Raw genomic sequence first — 23,355 nt, forward strand, 5'->3', positions numbered from 1 at the left:
GGTAACCTCACCCGCCGTTGATTGCATAAAACCGCACTGCCCCCGGCCATGGCCGGGGGCAGTGCATGCCGTGCATTCGCTTGCGGGTGCGCCTAGCCGGGATGCCGCATGGCGCCCTCACCGACCAAATCCGGCTGCACCTCCTCGCGCGGAGGAACGCCGTTGAAGAGCAGGTTGAGCAGCACCGCCGAGAAGGTTCCGACGAGAACGCCGCTGTGGAAGAACCGGTCGATGAACTCCGGCAGTTGGGCAAAGATCTTGTCCGCGACGACCGGGATCATCGCGAGGCCGACGCTGACGGCGACGATGTAGAGGTTGCGGCGGTTGTCCACGAAGTTGACCCGGGCGAGAATCTTGACGCCCGTCGCCGAGACCATGCCGAACATCACGATCGCGGCGCCCCCGACGACATAGCTCGGTATCGACGCGGTGATGAATGCGATCTTCGGCAGGCAGCCGAGAAGGATCAGCACCACGCCGCCCGCTGCAACCGCCCAGCGGCTCATCACACCGGTGATCTGGAGCAGGCCCACATTCTGGGCGTATGTGGTGTATGTGAAGGTGTTGAATATCCCGCCGATAATGTTGCCGAGACCATCCGTGCGCAGCCCGCGCGCCAGGTCGGCTTCGCTGATCGTGCGGCCTGCCATGTCACCGACGGCCAGGATCTGGCCGGTCGCTTCGATCATCATGACGATCATGACCGTGCAGAGCGCAACCGTCGCCCACAGGTCGAATATCGGCATGCCGAAGGCGAACGGCGTCACGACCGTGATCCAGCTCGCATCGGCAACCCCTTGGAAATCCACCTTTCCGAAAGCCACAGCGATGGCAAATCCGATCCCTATGCCGAACAGGACGGCCAGGTTCGCGAGAAATCCCTTGAGAAAGCGGGTCATCAGGAGAATGGAAACCAGCACGATGGCAGCGACCGCAAGAGCGAAGGGCTGACCGTAGGCCGGATTGGGAATGAGCCCGTCCGGGCCCTTTATCATGGGTTGACCACCCGCCGCCCAGTTTACTCCGACCCGCATCAGGGACAGGCCGATGACCAGCATCACCGTGCCGGTGACCACCGCCGGGAAGAAGCGAACCCAGCGGCTGAAATAGGGGGCGGCCAGAAGCGTGAACACGCCGGATGCGATGACCGCACCGAGAACGCCGGGCATTCCGAGGTCCGGATCCGTGCCCGTGGCGATGATCGGGGGAACCGCGGTAAAGCCGATGCCCATCATAATCGGCAGACGCGCGCCGACGTTCCAGATGCCGAGACACTGGATGAGGGTGACGATGCCGCAGCAGAAGAGATCCGCGCTGATCAGCATGGCGATCTGATCCTTGGAGAGATTCAGCGCGCTGCCGATGATCAGGGGAACCGCGATGGCACCGGCATACATCACCAGGACATGCTGCAGGCCGAGCGCCGCCAGTTTCGGCGCGGGAAACATTTCTTCGATAGCATCGCACTTCGAGTCCGTATTCATTTCGCTCCTCCCATTATTTTTCCAAGAGCCTGACGCCGAACCCCGACCCTCCTCCGGCCGGCGAACGGGCGGTATTCCTCACCTCATCTTCACCTCGATATCTTCACGTGGGCGGGAAGGGACGGCAGCGCGCCGCCCGCTCCAGCGATGTGCGAGCCCGGTATCGATATCGAACAGATCAAGGACGCGTGCCACGGTATGATTGACCATCTCGTCCAGCGTCTGCGGACGGGCATAGAAGGCCGGGACGGGGGGACAGATGATCGCCCCCGCCTCCGTCGCCTGGGCCATCGAACGAATATGGCCGATGTGCAATGGCGTTTCGCGCAGCATGAGAACCAGCCGGCGGCGTTCCTTCAGCGTTACATCCGCCGCCCGAGACAGTAAGCCGGAAGTTACGCCGCTCGCGATTTCCGACAGGGTCTTGATCGAGCAGGGTGCAACGATCATCCCCAGCGTGCGGAAAGAACCGCTGGAGCACGAGGCGCCGATGTCCTTGTTGGAATGGACGCAGCAGGCGAGGGCTTCGACGTCGGCGACCTTGAATTCCGTTTCCATCGCCAGCGTGATCTGGGCGGCACGGCTCATCACGAGGTGCGTCTCGATGTCCAGATCCCGCAGGATTTCCAGGAGCCGGATGCCGTATATCACGCCGGAGGCGCCGCTGATGCCGACGATGATCCGCTTTCTCTGTTCCCGGTCCGCCTTCATCGCTCTCACCTCCAAGCGTCGCCATTTTCTCTAAGGACGGCCGAATTTCGCGAGAATCGCCGAAGCGCGGTCGAAGGCAGCCTCGTCGATCCTGGCGAGCACGCCGTGAAAATCAGGCCCGCGGGTCGCGTCGAGGCCCATGCGGGACGTCGTACCGATACCGGATGCCGAAGGGTCGAGCGCGTTGCCGGGCAGCCCTTCGATGATGACGACATTCTTGTGCGGCTGGAAATGGGCAGACATGGCCCAAAGCACGTCGGAATCCCGCGTTATGTCCACGTCGGCATCGACGGCGATCACGGTCTTCAGATAAGCGTCCCAGCCGAGCAGTCCGAGCATGATCTGGCGGGCCTCGCCGGGTCTCGTCTGGTTGAGGGCGACATAGGCGTGAAAATGCGTGCCGGATGCCGGATAGTGGACTGCCGTCACGCTCGGGAAGCGCTGCTTCAGCTTTTCCACCATCTCCGCCTCGCGCGGAACACGGCCGAGATTGAGATGTTCGGACGAGTTGCCGCCGGCGACGCTGACAAGGATGGCGTCCTTGCGGCGCAGCAACGTCTCGACGCGAAACAGATTGTTCGTCGATCGGTCGGACGAGTAGCCCGTGAACTCTCCGAAGGGCCCTTCGGCAACCTGCGTTTCGGGCTCGATCACCCCTTCCAGTACGATTTCGGCATAGGCCGGAACCCGGATGCCGTATTTCGGCGTCCGTACCACCTCGAGCGGCTCGCCCATTAGGCCGCCGGCGACGTCGCGCTCGTCCTCACCGAACCCCAGGCGCGCCGAGGCTGCGATCATGAAGAGAGGATGCGCGCCGATGACCATGGCGACCTTCAGGTTCTCGCCGCGGTCCTTGGCCATGTTGAGCAGCCGCCACAGATGTCCGCGCGAATGCAGGCTCGTCGCCAGCTCGTTCTTCGAATGGATCATGGCGCGGTGGTAGCTGAGATTGCCGGCGCCGGTTTCGGGGTGCTCGGCGATAATTATGCCGCTGGTGATGTATTTCGCTCTGTCCGTCGCGAAGTGCTTCAGCATCGGCAGCGTGCCTAGATCGATGTCTTGCTCTTCCACGCATTCGGTGACCGGTCCGCTGTCGGCCAGCCGCGGCGGCAGGGCTTGCCGCGAGCGTGCCTGATAGGCTTCGTGCAGCCGGTCCTGGGAGGTCCCGAACATCCGGGCGATCCGCTCGCGCGATCCGAAGGTGTTGGCAATCACTTCGCCGCCGACGCCCTCGACGTTGCGGAAATGCAGGAGCGGCGCCCGGCCTTGCTGGTTGAGCTTCCAGATGAACGCCGATGCGTCCTGGTCGTCCGTGATACGGTCTTCGATGGTGAGTACGTCTTCGGGATGCGCCTTCTGGTATTCCCGGAGAAAGTAGCGGACGTCCTGGCTGCCGAACTCCATAATACTGCCCTTCGCGGTGTCGTTACTTCACATGAGCGGGCAGCGGCCTTGGAGGGAGCCGCTGCCCTGGAGCGGGATGAGGAAAATGCGAGCGATGTTCCGCTCGAATCCCGCTCTGACTGGGGATCGACCGAGGCCGATCAGGCAGGAGTAGGCTGGCGCTCCTCTCGCCTCAGACCCGCATATGTATCGGTCAGGCGCGCCTGGGCTTCCTCGAGATTGCGTGGCGGAGGCGTCGGGTCGATGCCGACGAGCTTGGCGATGTTGTTGCCGAGATAGCCCTCGAGATCGTCCTCGGAAAGCCCGAGGCCGTGGGGCGGTTCGTGGCAGAGAACCTCGAGCTCGCGCAGCCACATGCCGGGTTCGTTTGGCGGCGAGTCCGTACCGAAGACGATCTTGTGTTTCGGCAGCTCTTTCGCGAATTCGACGATGCGGGATTGGAAGCACCAACCGGACTCGCAGTAGACGTTGGGTGTGTCCATCGCCATCCAGAAAGACTCGAACGAGTAGTTGCCCCCGGTCTGGATCCCGAAATGCCCGATGATGAAATTGACCATCGGGAACTCGCGAATGATCGGATAGAACATCGTCGGAATGGTGTAGGGCCCGTCACCGGTGTGGATGAGCACGACCACTCCGAGTTCCGCGCACTTCTTCATCGCCGGGCGAAGCCAGTCGAGGGCCCGGTCGGGCCGGTAACCATGCATGTTGGCATGCAGCTTCAGCATCTTGAAGCCGTATTCCTTGACATGGAATTCGAGCTCGGCCGCGCCGTTTTCCGGCCCCCAGCGGGGATTGTAGTTGAAGTTGCCGATGAAGCGGTCCGGGTATTTCTGGCAAAGTTCGGCGATATACGCCATGTAATCGCGGATGCCTTCGCGGCCCATGCGGTTGCCGTCGCGATAGCCTGTATTGCCGGGCGGCGGCTGGATGAAGCCCATGTCGATCCGGCGAGGCTTGCCGTTGATCATATAAGGTCCGTCCATCAGTTTCAGCATGCGCTCGCCGGTGAACGGCGTGCCGGTGTGGCGCCATGCCTCGTCGACCAGATTGGTCGGGTGGAGGTGGGTATCGATGATCATGCTATTTCTCCGATTTCATGAAACGCGCGTGCGGAAGGCTCACGCCGGCTGAAGGCTGGCATGGGTGCCCTTGAGGCGGGCCTGTGCCTCCTCCAGGCTGCGCGGCGGCGGCGTCGGATCGAGACCGATCATCCGGGCGATGTTGTTGCCGAGGTAGTCCTCGAGCGTATCCTCGTCGAGGTTCAGCCCCTGGGGCGGTTCGTGGCACAGCACCTCGAGAAGGCGCAGCCACATTCCGGGCTCGTTCGGGGGCGTGTCGGTGCCGAACAGGATCTTGTGCTTCGGCAGCTCCTTGGCGAATTCGACGATGCGCGACTGCAGGCACCAGCCGGATTCGACATAGATGTTCGGCGCATCCATCGCCATCTGGAACGGCTCGAAGACATAGACGCCCCCCGTTTGCACGCCGAAGTGCCCGAGGACGAAATTGACCGACGGAAACTCTCGAATGATCGGATAGAATTCGGTCGGGATGCTGTAGGGGCCGTCGCCGGTATGCACCTTTACGATGAGGCCGAGATCGGCGCATTTCCGCATCGCGGGTCGCAGCCAGTCGAGCGCCCGGTCGGGGCGGTAGGCGTGCATGTTCGCCTGAAGCTGCACCATCTTGAAGCCGTATTCCTTGGCGTGGTGCTCGATTTCTTCGGCGCCGTTCTGGGTGCCGTAGCGCGGATTGTAGACGAAACAGCCGAGGAAGCGGTCCGGATATTTCTGAACGAGCTCGACGGTGTAGGACATGTAATCCCGGATCGCCGCCTTGCCGGTCAGATCGCCGTAGCCGTCGGTGTAAATGGTGTTGCCCTGCGGGGGCTGGATGAAAGCTTTGTCGATGCGGCGCGGCTTCCCGTTCACATAATAAGGGCCGTCCATCATCTTGAGGAGGCGCTCACCTGTAAAAGGCTCGCCATCGTGCCGCCAGGCCAGATCCACAATCTTGGTCGGGTAGCAGCTAATGTCGATAATCATCAGTCTCTCCAAAGTTGCCGTCAATCCAATTCACGGATTGTCCGTGAGCGAAGCGCCCCGGAGTTCGACGTCAACTTTGCTGAAGGCGAGGTCAGAAAGATCCGTCGGGCTGCGGTCTGCGCGATCGCATGCCAGCAATTCCCGACCGGATGTTGTATCGTGAGATACTAACGCGGCTGACCGCTTCTACTGACGTGGAGAATATTAAGACAGCTTAGGCGGAATGAAAAGTACATTTCATCAAACTGATCAATTAATAAATATTTCGAAAGAATGCATTCTATGAGTGGTTGCTGAGCGGAGTACAAATATTGGACGACACCGCAAAAGAAAACGGAGATTTTCCCGCTGCGGCCGGGATACTCCTGGGCCTGGGGCTCGGGGGCTTCTTCGACGGCATCGTTCTGCATCAGGTGCTGCAGTGGCATCACATGTTGAGCAGCGCAGGCTTTCCCCCCGACAGCCTCGAAAATCTGAGATTGAATACGTTCTTCGACGGCCTCTTCCATGTGGCCACATACGTCTTCGTCGTGCTGGGCCTGATCGTCCTGTGGCGCCGTGGGCGGCGGACGCCCCTGCTTTGGTCGGCAAAGCTTGTTGCCGGTACCTTCCTCATCGGGTTTGGTGCCTTCAACCTGATCGAAGGCACCGTCAACCACCAGATCCTCGGCCTGCATCACGTCAACGAGACGGTGCCGCGCCACCAGTGGGTCTACTGGGACACAGGCTTTCTGCTCTGGGGAGCCTTGATGCTGATTGCCGGATGGGTCCTGTACAGGTCCGGTAAACGAGAGCTTTCGAGATGACGGCTAGGGGGCGCCTCACAGCAGCCGGTGCCGCACCAGAATCTCCCGAATGCTTGCGTCCTGCTCCTCGCTCGGAAGCAGCGCCGGCTGGCGGGAGGCCCCAACGGAGCGATCCTGCAGGTAAAGCGAGCGCTTGACCAGGGCCGGCGGGAAGCCGAGGGCGTAAAGTTCGGTGCGGAAGGCGGTGTAGAGTGCCTGCTGGCGTTCCGCCTCGGCAATGTTCCCGTTGTTGAACGCGCTGAGAATGCCGGCGAGCACCTCCGGCATTGCATTGCCGAGGCCGGAAATACAGCCGGCCGCACCGTTCTGCAGCGACCAGAGAACCAGATGGTCGGGCCCGGAATAGACTTCGAAGCCCGGGACCTCGCGCGCCACCTGCAGATAGGCCTCGAGCGTATCCTGCGCACCGCCGGAATCCTTGATCCCGGCGATATTGCCGTGCGAGGCAAGCTTCAGAGCCGTCTCCGGCTCGATATGGTTCTGGGTGCGGGAGGGAATGTCATAGAGATAGACGGGGGTCTCTACGGCATCGGCGACCGTCGAGAAGTGCCGGATCAGGCCGTCCTGCGTACAGGCGATGAAGAAGGGCGTGATGACGGCGATGCCGCTGACGCCGATGCGGTCGAAGGCGCGCGCGAGCTGCAGCGTCTCGAAGGTCGCGGGCATGCCGGCATTGACGATGACATCGACGCGACCGCCGACCTCGTCGACCACCTCCTCGGTGAGCCGGATCTTCTCCGCGTGCGTGAGCGCAGTGAAATCGCCATTGGTGCCGGCGCACATGATATTGTTGCCGGCGGCGACCTGACGGCGCACCTGGGCGCGGGTCGCCTCGTAGTTGATGGTCTCGTCCTCGTTGAAGCAGGTGACGAGGGCGACGAAGGCTTTCTTGGACATCAGTGACTCCGCTTCGGGATGGGAATGTCGGCAGCCCCGGCCGGCACCGATGCGAGGTGGCCGGCCTTTGCATCCGGATCGGGATCGAGGCTGGCCGCGAGAAGGGCGCGGGTATAGGCCTGCCGCGGGGTATCAAAGACCTCGCGGACGGTGCCGAGCTCGACGACCTCTCCCTGCTGCATGACCATAACGTAATCGGCGAAATCGCGAACGACCGGCAGGTCATGGGCGATGAAGATGAAGGCGATCCCCATCTCGCGGCGCAGCCTGTCGAGAAGCTCGATCACCTGCGCCTGGACGGAGACGTCGAGCGCGGAAACGGCCTCGTCGCAGATGATCAGCTGCGGCTCGAGCGCAAGCGCCCGGGCAATGGCGATTCGCTGGCGCTGGCCGCCTGAAAACTGGTGCGGATAGCGGCTCATGTGTTCGGCCGAAAGGCCGACCTGCACCAGGAGCTCCGCCACGCGTTCACGCCATTTCGCCTTGGGCAGGATGTCCGGATGGATGACCCAGGCCTCGGAGATCAGCTGGTAGACCGTCATGCGCGGGTTGAGCGATTGGGTCGGGTCCTGGAACACCATCTGGAGGTCGCGCCTGAGCTTGTAGAGCTCAGCCGGCGAAAGCGCGAACAGGTCGCGGCCCTTCCAAAGCGCCGTGCCGCCATCCGGCTCGTCGAGACGCAAGAGGGCCCGGGCAAGCGTCGATTTGCCGGAGCCGCTTTCGCCGACGACAGCCATTGTCTCGCCGGGCATGAGATCGAAGGAGATGCCCTTCAACGCTTCGAAGGAGCCGTAGGTCTTGCGCACGTCGCGCACGCTGAGCAGGGGTTCGGCGCGGGCGCCGGGTTCGTGCATCGCGCCCTTGCCGGGGGCGGCGGCGATGAGCTTCTGCGTATAGGGATGCTGCGGGTTCTTGTAGATCTCGCGCACGGTTCCCGCTTCGACGATGGCGCCCTTTTCCATCACGACGACCCGGTCGGCGATCTCGGAGACGACGCCGAGATCGTGGGTTATGATCAGCACCGCCATGCCCGTTTCGCGCTGCAGCTCCTTCAGAAGCTTCAGCACTTCCGCCTGCACGGTCACGTCGAGCGCGGTGGTCGGTTCGTCGGCGATCAGGAGGTCCGGCCGGAGCGCCAACGCCATGGCGATCATGACGCGCTGGCGCTGACCGCCGGAGAATTCGTGCGGATATTTGCGCATTGCCCGCTCGGGCTCGGGAATCCCGACGCGGCGAAGGAGCCGCAGCGCCTCTTCGCGCGCCTTGCTGCGGGCGAGCCCGTGCGTGGTCATGGCTTCCGAGATCTGCCAGCCGACGCTGTAGACCGGATTGAGATGGCTGAGCGGATCCTGAAAGATCATGGCGACCCGGCGGCCGTTGACCTCGCGCCGTTCCTCGGCAGGCATTGTCAGCAAGTCCCTGCCGTCGAGCAGGATTTCGCCGGCGCTGATGCGGCCCGGCGGCATGTCGATGAGGTTCATGATTGCCGAGGAGGAGACGGACTTGCCGGAACCGCTTTCGCCGAGGATCGCGAGGGTCTCTCCCTTGTCGAGGTGATAGGAGATCGACTTCACCGCATGGACCACGCCCGTCGCGGTGTGGAACTCGACGGAGAGGTTGCGGACCTCGAGCAGATGTTCAGCCATTTTTGCCGCCCTTCATTTCGAGACGCCAGCGCTGTACCGGATCGAGCGCGATCCGCATCCAGTTGGACAGCAGGTTGAGCGACATGGTGGTGAGAATGATGGCCAGGCCGGGCCAGAAGGAGAGCCACCAGGCATTGGTGAGATATTGCCGGCCCTGCGAGATCATCAGGCCCCAGGTGATTTCCGGCGGCTGGATGCCGATGCCGAGGAAGGACAGCGCGCTCTCCGCCAGCATGACATAGGCGAAATCGAGGGTGGCGAGCGTCGTCAGCGTCGGCAGCACGACCGGCAGGATGTGGCGGAAGAGGATGCGCTTGCTGGAGGCGCCCATGACCCGTGCCGCCTGCACGAACATGCGCTCACGGATCTCCAGCACTTCGGCCCGCGTGGTGCGCAGATAGACCGGAATGCGGGTGATGGCGAGCACCAGCATGAGGTTGAGGATCGAGGAGCCGAGCACATAGAGCACAATCACCGCGATCAGCAGAGACGGGAAGGACATGATCACGTCGGCGAGACGCATGATGATCTGGCTCATGCGCGGCGAGGAAAAGCCGGCGATGAGGCCGAGAACGGTGCCGATCACCGAGGACAGGATCACGGCGCCGGCGGCGACCATCAGGGTGTTCTGGGCCGCAACGATGATTCGGGCAAAGAGCGGACGGCCGAGCGCGTCGGCGCCCATCCACCAGACCCAGGCGCGGGTCCAGTCGAATGGCGGCAGATTGCGGCCGCGCAGGTTCTGCTTCGTCGCCAGGTCGCCCAGCCAGGCCGGGCCGATGACGGCTATGACGAGGATGACGAGAAGGAAGATCGCCGCGCAAAGCGCGAACTTGTCCGCCAGCAGCATGCGCAACATGCGGACCGGGAAGGACGGCTCTGCGGCGATGACATTGTCGGTGGTTGCCAGGGTCATGGTCCGTCGCCTCCTCAGTGCCGGATGCGAGGATCGAGCAGCGCATAGGCGAGATCGATCAGCACGTTCATGAGGAAGATCGCAATGGCCGTGACGAGGATCGCCGCCAGCACCACGTTGAAATCGCGCTGCAGGATGGAATCGATCATGAGCTTGCCGACGCCGGGAAAGCCGAAGATCGTCTCGACCACGACCGCGCCGTTAAGCAAGCTTGCCGCCTGGTCTCCGACCACGGTGATGACGGGCAGCATCGCATTGCGCAGAGCGTGGATGAAGATGATCGGCCCGGACTTCACGCCCTTTGCCCGTGCGGTCTTCACATAGGCCGAGGACAGCGCGCTGACCATGGAGCCGCGCACCACCTGGACGATGATGCCGAAGGGGCGGACGAAGAGAACCGCGATCGGCAGGATCCAGTGCACGACCGATCCGGTGCCGGATGTCGGCAGGATCGCGAAGTTGATCGAGAAGATGACGATGGCGACGATCGCCAGCCAGAAATCCGGAACCGACGCGCCGATGAGCGAGACCATCGACGACAGCCGGTCGAAGAAACCGCCGGAGCGGAAGGCACCCAGCGAGCCGACGACGATCGCCGCTCCCGTGACGAGCGTCATCGTGATGACGGCAAGCCAGAGAGTCCAGGTGAAGGCTTCGAGGACGACATCGAGCGCCGGGCGGGCCTTGCGCAGGGACTCGCCGAGATCGCCGGTGACGACATCACCCACATAACGGGCGAACTGGACGAGGATCGGATCGTTCAGTCCGTGCAGCTCGCGGAACTGCTCCTTCATCTCGGCGGATGCTTCGACGGGCAGAAACAGGGCTGCCGGGTCGCCGGTCATCCGGGACAGGAAGAATACCATGACGATCAGGCCGATGAGCGAGATCAGGCTTGCGAGCGCACGTTGGCGGATGAATCTGAGCATGGCAGCCCTCGATTTTGCATGAGGCGGCGGGGGTCCCGCCGCCGGAAGTTTCATTTCGAATGGCCGCTCGTCCGCGGTTCAGATCATTTGATCTTGATCTCGGAGAGCTGCAGCATGGAATTCGTCGCCATCGTGGGCTTGAAGTCCAGTCGCTCGGACACCCGCGAGAAACCGACCATGTGGAACAGCAGCACATCTGCCACCACCTCGTCATGGACGTAGGCGATGAGCTCGGACCAGAGCTTGGCGCGTTCGTCTCCGACGGCAGCCGAGGCACGGGCGATCAGGTCGTCGACCTTCGGATCGGAAAAGCCCGACTGCGTGCCTTCGGAGTCGTATTTGAAGAACATCGAGAAGGAGGGGTCGCCCTTCGAGTTGTCGTGCATCGCGGCAACCAGCTGCGGACCGCGTCCTTCCTTGAAGGGCTTCGAATAATAGACTTCGTGCTCGGCGACTTCTACGAATTTGAGCTCGACCTTGAGCCCGACCTCCTGCAGCTGCGCCTGGATGGCCTCCATGATCTCGGTCACGTTCGGGAAGTTCGCGGTGCGCGCGATGATGGTGATCGGCGTGTCTACCTTGACGCCATCGGCCTTGGCCTCTTCGATGAGCTTCTTGGCCTGCTCCGGATCGTAGGGGAAGACCTTCACGTCGGGGTTCCAGCCGAGCGTCGGCGGCGGAACGATCGCGGTGGCGAGGACGGCGCTGTCGGGCACCAGCGTACCGAGGAAGGCTTCGCGGTCGATTGCAAGGTTCAGAGCGCGACGGATGCGGACGTCGTTCAACGGCTCGATATTATGGTCGATGCGCAGATAGACGGTCTCGCTGTCGAGATAGGAGAAGTCGGTGGCCGGGTTGGTCGCCTCGGTCTGCGAGATGGACGGCGACAGATCGGCCTCACCCGTCTGGACCATGGCGGCGCGGACCGCAGGATCGGCGCGGAACAGATAAGTCGCCTCGGTAACCTCTGGCTTTTCGCCCCAGTAGTCGTCGCGCGCGGAAAGCACGATCTGCTGTCCGGGCGTCCAGTCGGTCAGCTTGTAGGGGCCGGTGCCGACGGGTTCGCGCACGAATTCCATCGGCGTCTCTTCCGGCACGATCGTCAGCAGCGACAGGAGCAGCGGCAGGATCGGCTGAACCGGATCGACCGTGAAATCGACGGTCGTGTCGTCGACGACGTCGATCTTGATGTTCATGCCGCCGAAATAGCGGCGCGACTCACAGGCATTCTTGTCGCTCATCACGCGGTCGAAGCTGTACTTGACGTCCTTGGCGTTGAAGTCGGTGCCGTCGGAGAACTTCACGCCCTTGCGCAGGTGAAAGCGCCAGCTCCCATCCTCCTTCTGCTCCCAGCTCTCGGCAAGGCGTGGCATCAGGCCCTTGCCCTCGCGAAGGTCGAGCTCGGTCAGGGTCTCGCTGACGTTTTGCATGATGATGCGGCCGATATTGGAGCGCGTAGCCATGCAGGGTTCGAGCAGGTCCGCCTCTTCCGGCAGAACGATCTTGACCGGCCCGGATGCCGCGAAGGCCGGGGCGAGCGCGGAGCCCAGCATCAGGGCTCCCATAATCAGTGTTCTTTTCATTTGCATTCTCCTCCCTCTAGGATCTCGTGTGTGGCGCGGCGACTTCGTCCGCCTCTCTCCATGCAGGCTGCGGCAATCAGCCTCCTCGCCGCTAAGCGCCCTTCTGCCGCCGAATTGACCAGACCATCCGATTTCTTATCAAGTTTGTCAAATTGTTTTCGCCTCCATCCTGAAATGAAAAATTTTACAACAGAAAATATCACATAAAAACAGATGTTTATCGACATCAATGCTCGAGTTCGATAGCGCCATACGAAAATAGAAAACTTGACAACTTGCGAAATTCCGCGATTGTCCGATGTATGAGGAGGCTTTCATGACGCCTGACGAAATCGCAAACGCAATGACCGGCAAGCTCCGGGAGACCGGGGGAGGGCGATTGGAATCGCTCCTGCCCTCGCCCATGGTGCAGAACCACGCAGCCTTTCTGCACAGGCTCGAGGACGGAAGTCTCGTCTGTGCCTGGTTCGGCGGGACGCTCGAGGGAAAATCCGACATTTCGATCTTCGCGTCGGTGCTCGCCCCCGGCGCCGCGCACTGGGGCGAGCCGCAGCGGCTGAGTTTCGATGCCGAGCACTCCGAGCAGAACCCGGTGCTGTTCACGGCGCCCGACGGGCGGCTCTGGCTTTTCCACACGTCGCAGCCCTCGGGCAATCAGGACGAATGCCGCATCCGGATGGCCGCAATCGAGAGGGATGCCGCTGATCCGGCCAGGCTTGCCGCTTCCGAGGGGCGCTATCTCGACCTGCCGCGCGGCTGCTTCATCCGCGCGCCGCTCGTCATCAGAGATGACGGGGCTTGGCTGCTGCCGATCTTTCGCTGCATCCAGCGCCCCGGTCAGAAGTGGAACGGCAGTCACGACAATGCGGCCGTCGGCATTTCGACCGATGGCGGCCGAAGCTGGCAACTCGCCGACCTCGCCGGTTCGATCGGTTGCGTGCACATGAGCCCGGTGGCTGTCGGCGACACCCGCTACGCGGCTTTCTTCCGCCGCCGCCAGGCGGACCAGGTCTACCGCGTCGAGAGCGTCGACGGCGGGCGGACGTGGAGCCTCCCGGCGCCGACCGACGTACCCAACAACAATTCCTCGATCGCCGTCGTCCGGCTCGGGGACGGCCGGTTGGCGATGATCTGCAATCCGGTGAATGCGGCCCTTTCGGCCGACCGGCGCGCATCGCTTTACGACGAGCTCGGAGACGACGACGGCCGGCCCGATGCCGATCCTTCAGGCGGATGCGTGCCGATCTGGGGCGTGCCGCGGGCGCCGGTGAGCGTCTGCCTGTCGGCCGACGGCGGGCGCACCTTCCCCGACCGTATCGTGATCGAGGACGGTCCGGGGACCTGCCTTTCCAACAATTCGACCGACGGACACAACAAGGAAATGTCCTATCCGTGGCTCCTGGAAGGGGACGACGGCAGTCTGCACGTCGCCTACACCTACCATCGGCGCGCAATCAAATATGTCCGTCTGCCGCCCGGGTGGGCCGACGAGGGGAGAAACTGATGAGCAAGATTATCGGCATCACCATGGGCGATCCCTGTGGCGTCGGACCGGAGATCACGGTCCGGTCGCTTGCTGAGATGTCGGCTGCGGACCGGGAGGCGACCCGCATCTACGGCAACCTTGCGACGCTTGAGGCTGCAAGGGAGGCGCTTGGCCTCTCGGTCGATCTTCAGCCCTATGTCGTCGACCTTCCGGTCGAGGGCGCGCCGCTCACATGGGGAAGCCTTTCGGCAGTGGCAGGCGACGCAGCCTTCCGGTTCATCGAGCGCGCGGTCCGCGATGCCCAGGCAGGCGACATCGGCTGCATCGTCACGGCGCCGATCAACAAGGAAGCACTTAACATGGCGGGCCATCATTACGACGGCCATACCGGCATGCTGCGCAGCCTGACCGGATCGAGCGCCGCCTATATGCTGCTTGCCTCCGAGCGACTCAAGGTCATCCACGTCTCCACCCATGTGTCGCTCAAGGAGGCGATCGGCCGCGCCACCACCGAGCGGGTTCTTGCCACGATCCGCGCCGGCAACGCGCATCTGAAGCGCATCGGCTACGAGCACCCGCGCATCGCGGTCGCCGGCATCAATCCCCATTGCGGCGAGAACGGCCTGTTCGGCACGGAAGACGATGATCAGATCGGGCCCGCAGTGGCGGCCGCGCGTGAAGAAGGCATCGATGTGCAGGGGCCTATCTCCGCCGATACCGTGTTCCATCGCGCCTATTCGGGAGGCTTCGATCTGGTCGTCGCGCAATATCACGACCAGGGTCATATCCCGATCAAACTGGTCGCCTTCGATACGGCGGTCAATGTTTCCGTAGATCTTCCGATCGACCGCACCTCCGTCGATCATGGGACTGCCTTCGATATCGCCGGAAAGGGTATCGCCAATCACGGCAACCTGAATTCCGCGATCGCCTATGCGCGCAAACTCGTGGCCGGCAAGGCAGGCAGAAAGGCAGCGTCATGATCACGATCCATCAGCCGCGCCGACTCGTCGTCGGCGCCGGAAGCATCGGGGAAGTCGGCGCCTGGGCCGGTCAGGTCGGCTCCACCCTGGTCATCGCGACGCCGGTCACGTCCGGATTTGCCGACAGCCTGAAGCTCTCGGGCGAGGTCGACTTATTCGACGCGATCCCCGGCGAACCGGATATCGCGACACTCGAGGCGGCGCTGGATGCCGCGCGGAAAGCGCGCCCGGACCTGATCGTCGGTCTTGGCGGCGGCTCGGTGATGGATGTCGCCAAGCTGGTCGCGGTGCTCTGGGACTCCGGGCAATCGCTCGCCGATGTCGCCGGGCCCAATCGCGTGGCCGGCCGCAACACGCGCCTTGCGCAGGTCGCGACGACCGCCGGCACGGGTTCTGAGGCCGGGATCCGTTCGCTGATCACCGACCCGGACAAGGGCATCAAGATCGCGGTCGAAAGTCCGCACATGATCGCCGATCTCGCCGTGCTCGATCCGCAACTCACCTACAGCGTGCCGCCTGCCGTCACCGCGGCGACCGGCGTGGATGCCATGGCCCACTGCGTCGAGGCTTTCACCAACCGCAAGGCCCATACGATGATCGACGGCTTCGCCCGCATGGGGTTCAACCTCGTCGGCAAATATCTCGCCCGTGCCGTGCGCGACGGCGAAGATACCGAAGCGCGCGAGGGGATGATGCTGGCATCCTATTACGGCGGCATATGTCTCGGTCCCGTCAACACGGCAGCCGGGCACGCCATATCCTATCCGCTCGGCACGCTGCTGCATCTGCCGCACGGCCTCGCCAATGCGATCATCTTTCCGCATGTGCTCGCCTTCAACCAGCCGGCCGTCGTGGCAAAGACGGCGGAAGTCGCGGATGCCCTGGGGCTTGGCAAAGATCTCTCGCAACGTGATCTGCTCTCGGCCGCGAAAGGTTTCTGCGCCAGCCTCGGCATAGAGATGTCTCTGGCCGCCAATGGCGCGAAGGAGTCCGACCTGCCGCGCTTTGCCGCCGATGCGCATGCGATCCGACGGCTGATGGACAACAATCCGGTCGACATGAGCGAGGCGGATGTGCTGGAGATCTATCGGGCGGCGTTCTAAGGCCTGTTGCGACTGGGGAGATGCTTCTCTCCCTTCGCCTTCCCCGGCCGGTTCTGCCTCTACTGTGAGGCCAGGAACAGACGGTCGCGCGATCCGGTCAGATGCTTCAGCATCAGCATGCGGGCCTCCTCCGCACTGCCCGCGGCGATGGCATCGGCAATCGCCTCGTGCTCGGCGAAAACCCTGGAGAGGCCGCTGGCCTCTCGCTTCACCGAGATGCCATGGAACTTCATGCCCACGGCGATGTGCTCCTTCAGCGCCTCCATGGCGGTCGAGAAGTAGCTGTTCTGGGCCGCACGGGCGATCGCAAGATGGAACTGGAAGTCGGCATCCTCCCGGTGGGATTGCCGGTTGGTGGCGTCGCGCAGCAGTTCGAGTGCCCGGCGGATCGATGCGAGGCTCGTCTCGTCGTGCCGGAGCGCTGCCGCGGCCGCAGCCGCAGGCTCCAGCGTCAGCCGGAATTCATAGCAGTTCAGGAGATCGGCGACGTTTTCGAGCTGGCCGAAACCGAGCGGCTCGCGAAGGCCCACGGCTCTCACGAAACTGCCCGCGCCACGCCGGGAATAGATGAGCCCCTGGTCCCTGAGGCGCTTCAGCGCCTCCCGGACGATCGGCCGGGATACCTCGAACTCCGTCGCCAGCTCATGCTCCGTCGGCAGACGCTCGTCCGGCTTATAGGCGCCGGACTTGATCGCGCGGTGCATTCTTTCGAACACGATGTCGGGCAGGCCCTTGCGGGGGGTCCCTTCCTGCAGTCCCATCGTCTATCTCGCCTCCCCCGTGATTTGCCTTGCGATGTCGCTCAGCGTATCCGGCCCGCCGAAGCCGCCGGACTTGGTGATGATATATCGGCCGTCGGCGAAGGCCAGCGCCATTCCGGGCATGCATTCGCCGAGGAGGCGGAAACGGGAAACGCCCATTCTTGCCAGCACGGCCTCGGCCGTTGCGCCACCGGTAAGAAGCAGGGTCGTGGCCGCGCCGGTGAAGGCCGGAACGACGCTGTCGGCCAGGTTGGCGGAGACCTCGGCCGGGCTGAGCGGCGTCTCGCCTTCGACCGCCTGAATGATCGTCACCGCTCCGGTCACCGGGGTGCCGGGCTTCAGCACCCTGCCTCCGACCGCCGGGATATACTCGGCGGGGCGGTTATCGCGCAGCACGTCGACCTGCTCGACGGTGATCGGGTCGCGCGATCCGACGACGATCAATATAGGCTTGCGGGGCAGCGGGATCAGCGGCAGCGTTTCGCTATCCGTCATCCGGTGGGCAAGTGCATCGGCAAGGCCTCTCGCGCCGATCATGAGATCGCAGCCGGCCGTCTCGGCGCTCGCCAATGCGGCGAGCATGTCCTTGCGCGACATGGTATCGGGGATCAATGCGCGAGCCGCATGCCGGCCGAGCCTCTGAGCGACCGGGATAGGCGCCTCCACACCGAACCCCCGGACTTGGCCGTCGACCACGATACGGCCGAAATCGGGGATGGCCGGCGCGACAAGGGCGCGCGAAAAAGGGGTAGCGTCGAGTTCGGCCTCGATATTGCCCTTCAGCCTCGAGTCGACCTTCTTGAAAATCCGCGCATCTTCGGGGACGTGCTTCAGGAAGTCGGATGTCGCCTTGCGCGCCTCATCCGGGGAAACCTCGCGGCACTTCACGTTGACGACGAGGATGTCCGGTCCGTCCGCCAGTGCAGCATCCACGGAGTCCAGGGCGAGAGCGACTTCCGTATGAAGGCCGCGGCCCGCAAACGGGGCAGCTGAATCAAGGGCACCCGTCAGATCATCGGCGAGAATGACAAGCATGGGGAGACGCTGCAAATCCGATTGTTGTTATCTTACGTGCCGTATTTTCTACATGTATTGCAAGGATTTGCAAATTTAAATTTACAAATATGCCGCCGCGTAAGCTGCTGATTGCCTTCTGGGATGAAGGCTATGTGGCCCCGTACGGCCACGAGCCGGCCGACGATGTAGCGCATGTTCGCCTTCCGACACCAGAGAGAGGCGGCGTCTCGATCGTGACAGTGGCCGATCTGTCGCGGGTTCAGGAGTTCTGCCGGGCTTCGGACGCAGCCCGTCTCATGTGACCTTAAGTTCGGGAGAACCGACGGACGGCACGGCGCTCTCACCGTTGTGAAATCACTCCGCCCGGAAAGGTTGATCTGCGGCTTCACACTGCAAGGCGGCCGTGCCGTCCGAGCAGGTCGACCAGCGCGTCATGAGGAATCGCGTCGATCTTCAGACGGTCATGTGGCGTGCCGCCGCAGTCCTCCGCCGCCAGCATTGCATTGACGACGGCTTCTTCGACGCTGTCCACCGTCGCCGCGTAGATCGGGTCGAGTTGTTCGTCATTGACAATCTGCAGGGGCAGCAAAGGTGGCGCGCGATGAAGCATCGGCTGCTTATTGGCGGTGGAGAAGGCGAGAAAGATATCTCCGGAATTGTTGCCGCCAGGCGTCCCATTGCGGCCGATGCCGATAGCGGCGCGGCGTGCGACCCGCTTGAGCTGGTGAGGCGCCATGGGCAGGTCCGTGGCGATCACGACGATGATGGATCCGCGCTCCTGCAACTGGCTTTGAGGCGTGTTGTCCCGGAAATGCTTGCCGACCGGCACGCCGCAAATCGTCAACCAGTCCCGCTGACCATGATTTGCCTGCACGAGCGTGCCGATCGTGTAGTCCCGGCCACCGAAGGAGAGAATGCGCGAGGCCGTGCCCGTGCCGCCCTTGAAGCCGTAAGCGATCATGCCGGTCCCGCCGCCGCAATTCCCTTCGGCCACGGGCCCGCGGGCAAGCGCCGCGAGGGCGGCACGCACATCCGCTTCAGAGACCGGCATGCCGTTGATGTCGTTCAGCACCCCGTCATAGGTCTCCGCGATCACCGGCATGAGCCAGAGGAAGTCACCGGTTTCGTAAGTCGAGGCGTAGCGCTCCAGCATCCACCGGACGGTCGTATGATGCGTGATGCCGACCGCGTGGGTGTTGGTGATCATCACCGGCCCCAGGAACGTGCCGCCGTCTTCGATCCAGTGCGTTCCGGTCATCTCGCCATTGCCGTTGAAGCGATGCACGCCGGCATAGACCGGGACAGGTGTATCGCTTTGCGCATGCGGGAGGATCGCGGTCACACCCGTGCGCACCGGCAGGTTGCGGCCGGGCCGCGGCGTCTCCTCGCGGATCGTGCGGAAGCCTACGGCGACGCCTTCCACGTCGGTAATGGCATTGTTGGGTCCCGTAGGTCCGAAGAAAGCCAGGCCGAGATCCCGAGCGCGGACTTTGGTCTTGGGAGTCTGATTCATGTTACTTCTGCCGGGAACGGAGGTAGAGGCCGAGCGAGGCGACGACGAAGGAGAAGGTCAGCATCATCACGGCGATTGCGTTTATCTCCGGCTTGATGCCGCGCCGGAGCATGGCGAAAATGAACATTGGCAGCGTCGTCACGTCGACGCCGGCGATAAAATAGGTGATGACCAGGTCGTCCATCGAGATGATGAAGGCGAGGAGAGCGCCGCCGACGATGCCGGGCAGGAGCTGCGGGAATGTCACCTTCCGGAAGGTCGTCCATTCCTTCGCGCCGAGATCGGCCGAAGCATGCTCCAGCGTGCGGTCCATGCCGGCGAGGCGGGCAGAGACGACGATGAAGACATAGGAGATCAGGAAGGTGCACTGACCGATGATGATCGTCTTCAGCCCGAGGTTCGCGCCGGCATTCACGAAAAAGATCAGGAGCGCAATGCCGAGCACGATATCCGGCATCAGCATCGGCATGAACATGACGGCCCTGTAGAGGCGCCGGCCGAAGAAATCGAAGCGGTAGAGCCCGATCGCGATCGCGGTTCCGAGGATCGTGGCGATGGCCGTCGTCGAGGCGGCGATGACCAGGCTGTTCCAGACGGCTTGAACCAGCTGGTCGGTCGATTCGATATAGAGCGCGTTCTCCGAGACCGTCGTCTTGAAGCCGAGAACCTGTGCGTACCACTCGGTGGTGAACCCCGTCCACGTCATCATGTTCACGGGGTTGGAGTTGAACGAATAGACGCCGATCAAGACCAGCGGGATGTAGATGAAGGCGAAGAACAGCGCGGTATATGCGATCAGGCTGCCGCGTCCGAGGGTAGCGAGGATTTTCATTGCACCTCCTTCAGCGGCCGGTCGCGGCATCGATCCCGCGGCGGCCGGACAGGATCACATGGACGAACAGCAGGGCGAGCATGACGCTCATGACCATCATCGCGAGCGCTGATCCGAAGGGCCAGTTCCGCGCCGAAAGGAACTGTTGCTCGATGAGATTGCCCAGCATCATCACCTTGGCCCCGCCGAGAACCGCGGGAACGACGAAGTTGCCGAGCGCCGGGATGAAGACGATCAGCGCGCCGCCGGCGATCCCGGGCGCCGTCAGCGGCAGGATGATGCGCAGGAAAGTGCGGACCGGCCCGGCACCAAGATCGAGGGAGGCGCGGACGAGCGTCCAGTCAAGCTTTTCCACGCTCGCATAGACCGGCATGAACATGAAGGGAATGAAGATGTAGACCATGCCGAGGATGATCGCGCCGTCGGTATATATGAGGTCCAGCGGCCGGGCAATGACACCCGTGCCGAGCAGTACGCCGTTGACGAGGCCGGTCTGTCGCAGGATCAGCACCCAGATGAACAGCCGGACGATAAGGCTGGTGAAAAAGGGCAGGGTGATCAGGAAGAGGCAGAAATTCTTCCAGCGTTCCGAAAGCCGGCTGATGCAAAAGGCAGCCGGATAACAGACGAGAAGTGTCGCGACCACCGTCAGCGCGGCGATCTTCAGGGAGCGAAAGAAGATGGAAATGTAGACCGGGTCGAAATCTTCGAACATCGGATCGGCGAATCCGAGAATGCGGCCGTAGTTGTGCGGGTACCATGTCCATTCCACGCCGCCGTAAAGGCCGGGCGCAAGGAAACTCGTGACGATCATGATCCCAAGCGGCCCAAGGAAGAAGACGGCGAGGAAAATCGAGACCGGACCGATCAGGACGGCGAGCTGAGTGCGGCGGCGCAGCGCGATCGACGACATGTCAGGCCGCCTCGGCGGGGATCAGATGGACGGCTGAGGGGTCGTAGGCGAGGCGTGCGCGGCGCGATTGTTCGATCTCGCCTATGAGACTGCGGCGCGCGGCCGGAATTTCCGCGATGACGCGCCGCCCGGTCGGCGTGCGGCCGAAGATTTCGAACACCGAGCCGACGAAGACGATCTGTTCGAGGTCAACGTCAACACTCGGGAAGCCTTCGCCGGGACCTGCCAGGAAGAACTGTTCCGGCCGTATAAGTGCCGTTGCCGGCCCCGTGGAGCCCGGCAGCGCATGGGAAATGGCGATCCCGTCATCGGTCACGAATTGCACCCCGTCTGCATGTCCTTCGAAAAGGTTGCTCGCGCCGACGAAGGTTGCCACGAAGCTGCTCTTCGGTCGGTCGTAGACAGCGCGCGGCGTATCGATCTGCTGGATGCGCCCGCCGGAAAGCACGGCGACGCGGTCGGACATGGTGAGCGCTTCCTGCTGGTCGTGGGTGACGAAGATGAAGGAAATGCCGAGCTCGTGCTGTAATGTCTTGAGTTCGATCTGCATGGCCTGGCGCAGGTTCTTGTCGAGCGCGGAGAGTGGTTCGTCGAGAAGGAGAAGCTTGGGGCGGGCGATGATGGCGCGGGCGAGTGCCACACGCTGTTGCTGGCCGCCGGAGAGTTGGCGTGGCATGCGGCGTTCCAGACCCTCCAGGCCAACCAAGTGCAGCGCCTCGGCCACGCGCTTGGCGCGCTCCGCTTTCGCCACCCCCGCCACTTCGAGCGCGTAGCCCGTATTCTCCGCAACGCTCATGTGGGGAAAGAGCGCGTAATTCTGGAAAACGGTGTTGACCGGGCGCCGATAGGGCGGCCGCTCCGTCATATCGTCACCATCGATCATGATCCGGCCGGAATCGAGTTCCACGAAACCGCTGATCGCCTGCAGAAGGGTTGTCTTTCCGCAACCGGAGGGACCGAGCAGAGTGAGGAATTCGTTCCGGCGGACGCTGAGGTCGATTGCCTCAAGCGCCGTCACGCTATGACCTTCAGGCGCGGCGAAGGTTTTCGCCGCCTTCTCCAGGCAGACTATGGATTCTCGCATCATCGTTCCCCAAAATGTTATTAAAATAACGCTTGTGCGATTAGGATATATGGATACCATTTGTGCATCCAAGTCAACGGCCGGAAGAAGTCGTGGCGGGAAAAGCCGGTGCAGGGAACGCACGGGCGCACCGAAACTTCAGAGGAGAATTTCGATGACAACGAATGATCGCGCCGGCACATCCGGACTCCGCGCATGGATGCGCGGCACTGTGTTTTCCCTTGCCGCATTTCTGGCGACGACCGGCCTGGCATGTGCCGCAGAACTGAACATCTACAACTGGGGTGAGTACATCAATCCGGAGGTGCTCAAGAAATTCGAGGAGGAGACCTCGATCAAGGTCAACCTGTCGACCTATTCCTCCAACGAGGAAATGCTCGCGAAAATCCAGGGCGGCGCGACGGGTTACGACATCGTCTTTCCCTCCGTGCACATGCACGACATCATGGCCAAGCTCGACCTCCTGGAGAAAACGGACATTGGCCGCTACGAGGGCTTCAAGAATATCGATCCTTCCTTCCTGCGGGCCAAGAGCGATCCGGACGGCGAATACTGCCTGCCGTATGCCTGGGGATCGGTTGGCATTTTTTACAACCGCAAAGTGCTCGGCAAGGACATCACCGGCTGGAAGGACCTGATCGCCACAGTCAAGGAGAAAGGGCTGAAGTTCACACTTCTCGACGACATGTGTGAGGTGCTCGCGGTAGGACTCATGCTCAACGGGCACAAGGTCAACTCGGCCGACCCGGCGCAGCTCCAGCAGGCGGCCGACACGATCATTGAAATGAAGCCTTATGTGGCTGCCTTCACCTACGACACGCGGCCGATGGTTCAATCCGGCGACGTCGCAGCCGGTCATTTCTTCGTCGGAGCCATGGTCGACGTCTTCGGCAATCAGAAGGACCTCGGCTACGTGATCCCCGAGGAAGGGGCGACCATGTACCAGGAAGATGTCTGTGTCCTGAAAAGCGCGCCGAACAAGGAGAATGCCATCAAGTTCCTCCAGTTCTACACGCGCCCGGAGGTGGCGGCGCTCAACGTGGCGCAGCAGACCAACGGCACCGCCAATGTCCCCGCGCGGCAATTGACCCCCGAGCAGATCAAGAATAGCAAGGAAATCTATCCGCCGGCCGATACGATGGCGCGCCTGCAGATTTTCGAGGATCTCGGGCCGGCGCTCCGTCAGTTCGATCGCGCCTGGACGCGGGTGAAGACGGCGCAGTGATGGCGTACCCGCCC

General features: G+C 62.7%; 21 protein-coding genes. 5 read left to right on the plus strand and 16 right to left on the minus strand.

Annotated features, from left to right (window positions below; genetic code table 11):
- Positions 1–92 precede the first annotated feature (92 nt).
- From AC6CIG_RS03940 to AC6CIG_RS03960, 5 genes are all read right to left on the minus strand, one after another.
- Positions 93–1,484, minus strand: coding sequence for a nucleobase:cation symporter-2 family protein (locus AC6CIG_RS03940; protein WP_338284173.1), 1,392 nt, complete (start codon positions 1,482–1,484; stop codon positions 93–95).
- A 78-nt stretch (positions 1,485–1,562) separates the two neighbouring features.
- Positions 1,563–2,195: a UbiX family flavin prenyltransferase gene (locus AC6CIG_RS03945; protein WP_498322389.1), complete on the minus strand. Its 633-nt coding sequence runs from the start codon at positions 2,193–2,195 to the stop codon at positions 1,563–1,565.
- A gap of 30 nt (positions 2,196–2,225) precedes the next feature.
- Positions 2,226–3,599, minus strand: a complete 1,374-nt coding sequence (locus AC6CIG_RS03950; RefSeq protein ID WP_498322391.1) for a UbiD family decarboxylase — start codon at positions 3,597–3,599, stop codon at positions 2,226–2,228.
- A 140-nt stretch (positions 3,600–3,739) separates the two neighbouring features.
- On the minus strand, positions 3,740–4,681 hold the full coding sequence (locus AC6CIG_RS03955) for an amidohydrolase family protein (protein WP_018095906.1): 942 nt from the start codon (positions 4,679–4,681) through the stop codon (positions 3,740–3,742).
- 39 nt (positions 4,682–4,720) lie between these two features.
- A complete protein-coding gene (locus AC6CIG_RS03960) occupies positions 4,721–5,647 on the minus strand; it encodes an amidohydrolase family protein (protein WP_018095905.1) in 927 nt (308 codons plus the stop codon).
- Between the two features lie 311 nt (positions 5,648–5,958).
- Between AC6CIG_RS03960 and AC6CIG_RS03965 the strand changes: the two genes are divergently transcribed.
- Entirely contained in the window at positions 5,959–6,453 is a 495-nt protein-coding gene (locus AC6CIG_RS03965; protein WP_498322393.1) for a DUF2243 domain-containing protein, read from the plus strand.
- A 15-nt stretch (positions 6,454–6,468) separates the two neighbouring features.
- Here the strand turns inward: AC6CIG_RS03965 and AC6CIG_RS03970 are convergent, their stop codons facing one another.
- The 5 genes from AC6CIG_RS03970 to AC6CIG_RS03990 form a co-directional block, all read right to left on the minus strand.
- Complete coding sequence (locus AC6CIG_RS03970) at positions 6,469–7,350, minus strand: dihydrodipicolinate synthase family protein (protein ID WP_498322394.1); 882 nt, start codon at positions 7,348–7,350, stop codon at positions 6,469–6,471.
- A complete protein-coding gene (locus AC6CIG_RS03975) occupies positions 7,350–8,996 on the minus strand; it encodes an ABC transporter ATP-binding protein (protein ID WP_498322395.1) in 1,647 nt (548 codons plus the stop codon). The genes AC6CIG_RS03970 and AC6CIG_RS03975 overlap by 1 nt, the downstream gene beginning before the upstream one ends.
- Positions 8,989–9,912 (minus strand): ABC transporter permease, encoded by a 924-nt coding sequence (locus tag AC6CIG_RS03980; protein ID WP_018095901.1) that lies wholly within the window; start codon positions 9,910–9,912, stop codon positions 8,989–8,991. Before AC6CIG_RS03980 ends, AC6CIG_RS03975 begins: the two co-directional genes overlap by 8 nt.
- 14 nt (positions 9,913–9,926) lie before the next feature.
- A complete protein-coding gene (locus AC6CIG_RS03985; protein WP_003532054.1) occupies positions 9,927–10,841 on the minus strand; it encodes an ABC transporter permease in 915 nt (304 codons plus the stop codon).
- A gap of 83 nt (positions 10,842–10,924) precedes the next feature.
- Positions 10,925–12,424: an ABC transporter substrate-binding protein gene (locus AC6CIG_RS03990; protein ID WP_498322396.1), complete on the minus strand. Its 1,500-nt coding sequence runs from the start codon at positions 12,422–12,424 to the stop codon at positions 10,925–10,927.
- A gap of 316 nt (positions 12,425–12,740) precedes the next feature.
- Here AC6CIG_RS03990 and AC6CIG_RS03995 point away from each other — a divergent pair, with 316 nt between their 5' ends.
- From AC6CIG_RS03995 to AC6CIG_RS04005, 3 genes are read left to right on the plus strand one after another with little or no spacing between them, the layout of a single operon-like run.
- Positions 12,741–13,928 carry a sialidase family protein gene (locus tag AC6CIG_RS03995; RefSeq protein ID WP_498322398.1) on the plus strand — a complete coding sequence of 396 codons (1,188 nt, stop codon included), beginning with the start codon at positions 12,741–12,743 and terminating at the stop codon, positions 13,926–13,928.
- Positions 13,928–14,893 carry a 4-hydroxythreonine-4-phosphate dehydrogenase PdxA gene (gene pdxA, locus AC6CIG_RS04000; RefSeq protein ID WP_102763839.1) on the plus strand — a complete coding sequence of 322 codons (966 nt, stop codon included), beginning with the start codon at positions 13,928–13,930 and terminating at the stop codon, positions 14,891–14,893. The genes AC6CIG_RS03995 and pdxA overlap by 1 nt, the downstream gene beginning before the upstream one ends.
- On the plus strand, positions 14,890–15,996 hold the full coding sequence (locus AC6CIG_RS04005; protein ID WP_498322399.1) for an iron-containing alcohol dehydrogenase family protein: 1,107 nt from the start codon (positions 14,890–14,892) through the stop codon (positions 15,994–15,996). The genes pdxA and AC6CIG_RS04005 overlap by 4 nt, the downstream gene beginning before the upstream one ends.
- A gap of 59 nt (positions 15,997–16,055) precedes the next feature.
- On the opposite strand, the gene AC6CIG_RS04010 is transcribed toward AC6CIG_RS04005, so the two are convergent.
- The 6 genes from AC6CIG_RS04010 to AC6CIG_RS04035 form a co-directional block, all read right to left on the minus strand.
- Entirely contained in the window at positions 16,056–16,757 is a 702-nt protein-coding gene (locus AC6CIG_RS04010) for a FadR/GntR family transcriptional regulator (protein WP_003532059.1), read from the minus strand.
- A 3-nt stretch (positions 16,758–16,760) separates the two neighbouring features.
- The gene (locus AC6CIG_RS04015) at positions 16,761–17,792 is read right to left on the minus strand and encodes a four-carbon acid sugar kinase family protein (protein ID WP_498322401.1); all 1,032 of its coding nucleotides are present in this window, start codon (positions 17,790–17,792) and stop codon (positions 16,761–16,763) included.
- A gap of 367 nt (positions 17,793–18,159) precedes the next feature.
- Positions 18,160–19,287, minus strand: coding sequence for a DmpA family aminopeptidase (locus AC6CIG_RS04020; RefSeq protein WP_498322403.1), 1,128 nt, complete (start codon positions 19,285–19,287; stop codon positions 18,160–18,162).
- Between the two features lies 1 nt (position 19,288).
- Positions 19,289–20,119 carry an ABC transporter permease gene (locus tag AC6CIG_RS04025; protein WP_498322404.1) on the minus strand — a complete coding sequence of 277 codons (831 nt, stop codon included), beginning with the start codon at positions 20,117–20,119 and terminating at the stop codon, positions 19,289–19,291.
- A 10-nt stretch (positions 20,120–20,129) separates the two neighbouring features.
- A complete protein-coding gene (locus AC6CIG_RS04030) occupies positions 20,130–21,032 on the minus strand; it encodes an ABC transporter permease (RefSeq protein WP_498322406.1) in 903 nt (300 codons plus the stop codon).
- 1 nt (position 21,033) lies between these two features.
- On the minus strand, positions 21,034–22,116 hold the full coding sequence (locus tag AC6CIG_RS04035; RefSeq protein WP_498322408.1) for an ABC transporter ATP-binding protein: 1,083 nt from the start codon (positions 22,114–22,116) through the stop codon (positions 21,034–21,036).
- 199 nt (positions 22,117–22,315) lie between these two features.
- Here AC6CIG_RS04035 and AC6CIG_RS04040 point away from each other — a divergent pair, with 199 nt between their 5' ends.
- The gene (locus AC6CIG_RS04040; RefSeq protein WP_498322437.1) at positions 22,316–23,341 is read left to right on the plus strand and encodes a polyamine ABC transporter substrate-binding protein; all 1,026 of its coding nucleotides are present in this window, start codon (positions 22,316–22,318) and stop codon (positions 23,339–23,341) included.
- Positions 23,342–23,355 lie beyond the last annotated feature (14 nt).

Source organism: Sinorhizobium sp. GQ132, assembly GCF_059758575.1.

Excerpts from the sequence above, each read along its gene's own strand:
- AC6CIG_RS03940 (WP_338284173.1), bottom strand. The coding sequence starts at position 1,484 with ATGAATACGGACTCGAAGTGCGATGCTATCGAAGAAATGTTTCCCGCG.
- AC6CIG_RS03945 (WP_498322389.1), bottom strand. The coding sequence starts at position 2,195 with ATGAAGGCGGACCGGGAACAGAGAAAGCGGATCATCGTCGGCATCAGC.
- AC6CIG_RS03950 (WP_498322391.1), bottom strand. The coding sequence starts at position 3,599 with ATGGAGTTCGGCAGCCAGGACGTCCGCTACTTTCTCCGGGAATACCAG.
- AC6CIG_RS03955 (WP_018095906.1), bottom strand. The coding sequence starts at position 4,681 with ATGATCATCGATACCCACCTCCACCCGACCAATCTGGTCGACGAGGCA.
- AC6CIG_RS03960 (WP_018095905.1), bottom strand. The coding sequence starts at position 5,647 with ATGATTATCGACATTAGCTGCTACCCGACCAAGATTGTGGATCTGGCC.
- AC6CIG_RS03970 (WP_498322394.1), bottom strand. The coding sequence starts at position 7,350 with ATGTCCAAGAAAGCCTTCGTCGCCCTCGTCACCTGCTTCAACGAGGAC.
- AC6CIG_RS03975 (WP_498322395.1), bottom strand. The coding sequence starts at position 8,996 with ATGGCTGAACATCTGCTCGAGGTCCGCAACCTCTCCGTCGAGTTCCAC.
- AC6CIG_RS03980 (WP_018095901.1), bottom strand. The coding sequence starts at position 9,912 with ATGACCCTGGCAACCACCGACAATGTCATCGCCGCAGAGCCGTCCTTC.
- AC6CIG_RS03985 (WP_003532054.1), bottom strand. The coding sequence starts at position 10,841 with ATGCTCAGATTCATCCGCCAACGTGCGCTCGCAAGCCTGATCTCGCTC.
- AC6CIG_RS03990 (WP_498322396.1), bottom strand. The coding sequence starts at position 12,424 with ATGAAAAGAACACTGATTATGGGAGCCCTGATGCTGGGCTCCGCGCTC.
- AC6CIG_RS03995 (WP_498322398.1), top strand. The coding sequence starts at position 12,741 with ATGACGCCTGACGAAATCGCAAACGCAATGACCGGCAAGCTCCGGGAG.
- pdxA (WP_102763839.1), top strand. The coding sequence starts at position 13,928 with ATGAGCAAGATTATCGGCATCACCATGGGCGATCCCTGTGGCGTCGGA.
- AC6CIG_RS04005 (WP_498322399.1), top strand. The coding sequence starts at position 14,890 with ATGATCACGATCCATCAGCCGCGCCGACTCGTCGTCGGCGCCGGAAGC.
- AC6CIG_RS04010 (WP_003532059.1), bottom strand. The coding sequence starts at position 16,757 with ATGGGACTGCAGGAAGGGACCCCCCGCAAGGGCCTGCCCGACATCGTG.
- AC6CIG_RS04015 (WP_498322401.1), bottom strand. The coding sequence starts at position 17,792 with ATGCTTGTCATTCTCGCCGATGATCTGACGGGTGCCCTTGATTCAGCT.
- AC6CIG_RS04020 (WP_498322403.1), bottom strand. The coding sequence starts at position 19,287 with ATGAATCAGACTCCCAAGACCAAAGTCCGCGCTCGGGATCTCGGCCTG.
- AC6CIG_RS04025 (WP_498322404.1), bottom strand. The coding sequence starts at position 20,119 with ATGAAAATCCTCGCTACCCTCGGACGCGGCAGCCTGATCGCATATACC.
- AC6CIG_RS04030 (WP_498322406.1), bottom strand. The coding sequence starts at position 21,032 with ATGTCGTCGATCGCGCTGCGCCGCCGCACTCAGCTCGCCGTCCTGATC.
- AC6CIG_RS04035 (WP_498322408.1), bottom strand. The coding sequence starts at position 22,116 with ATGCGAGAATCCATAGTCTGCCTGGAGAAGGCGGCGAAAACCTTCGCC.
- AC6CIG_RS04040 (WP_498322437.1), top strand. The coding sequence starts at position 22,316 with ATGCGCGGCACTGTGTTTTCCCTTGCCGCATTTCTGGCGACGACCGGC.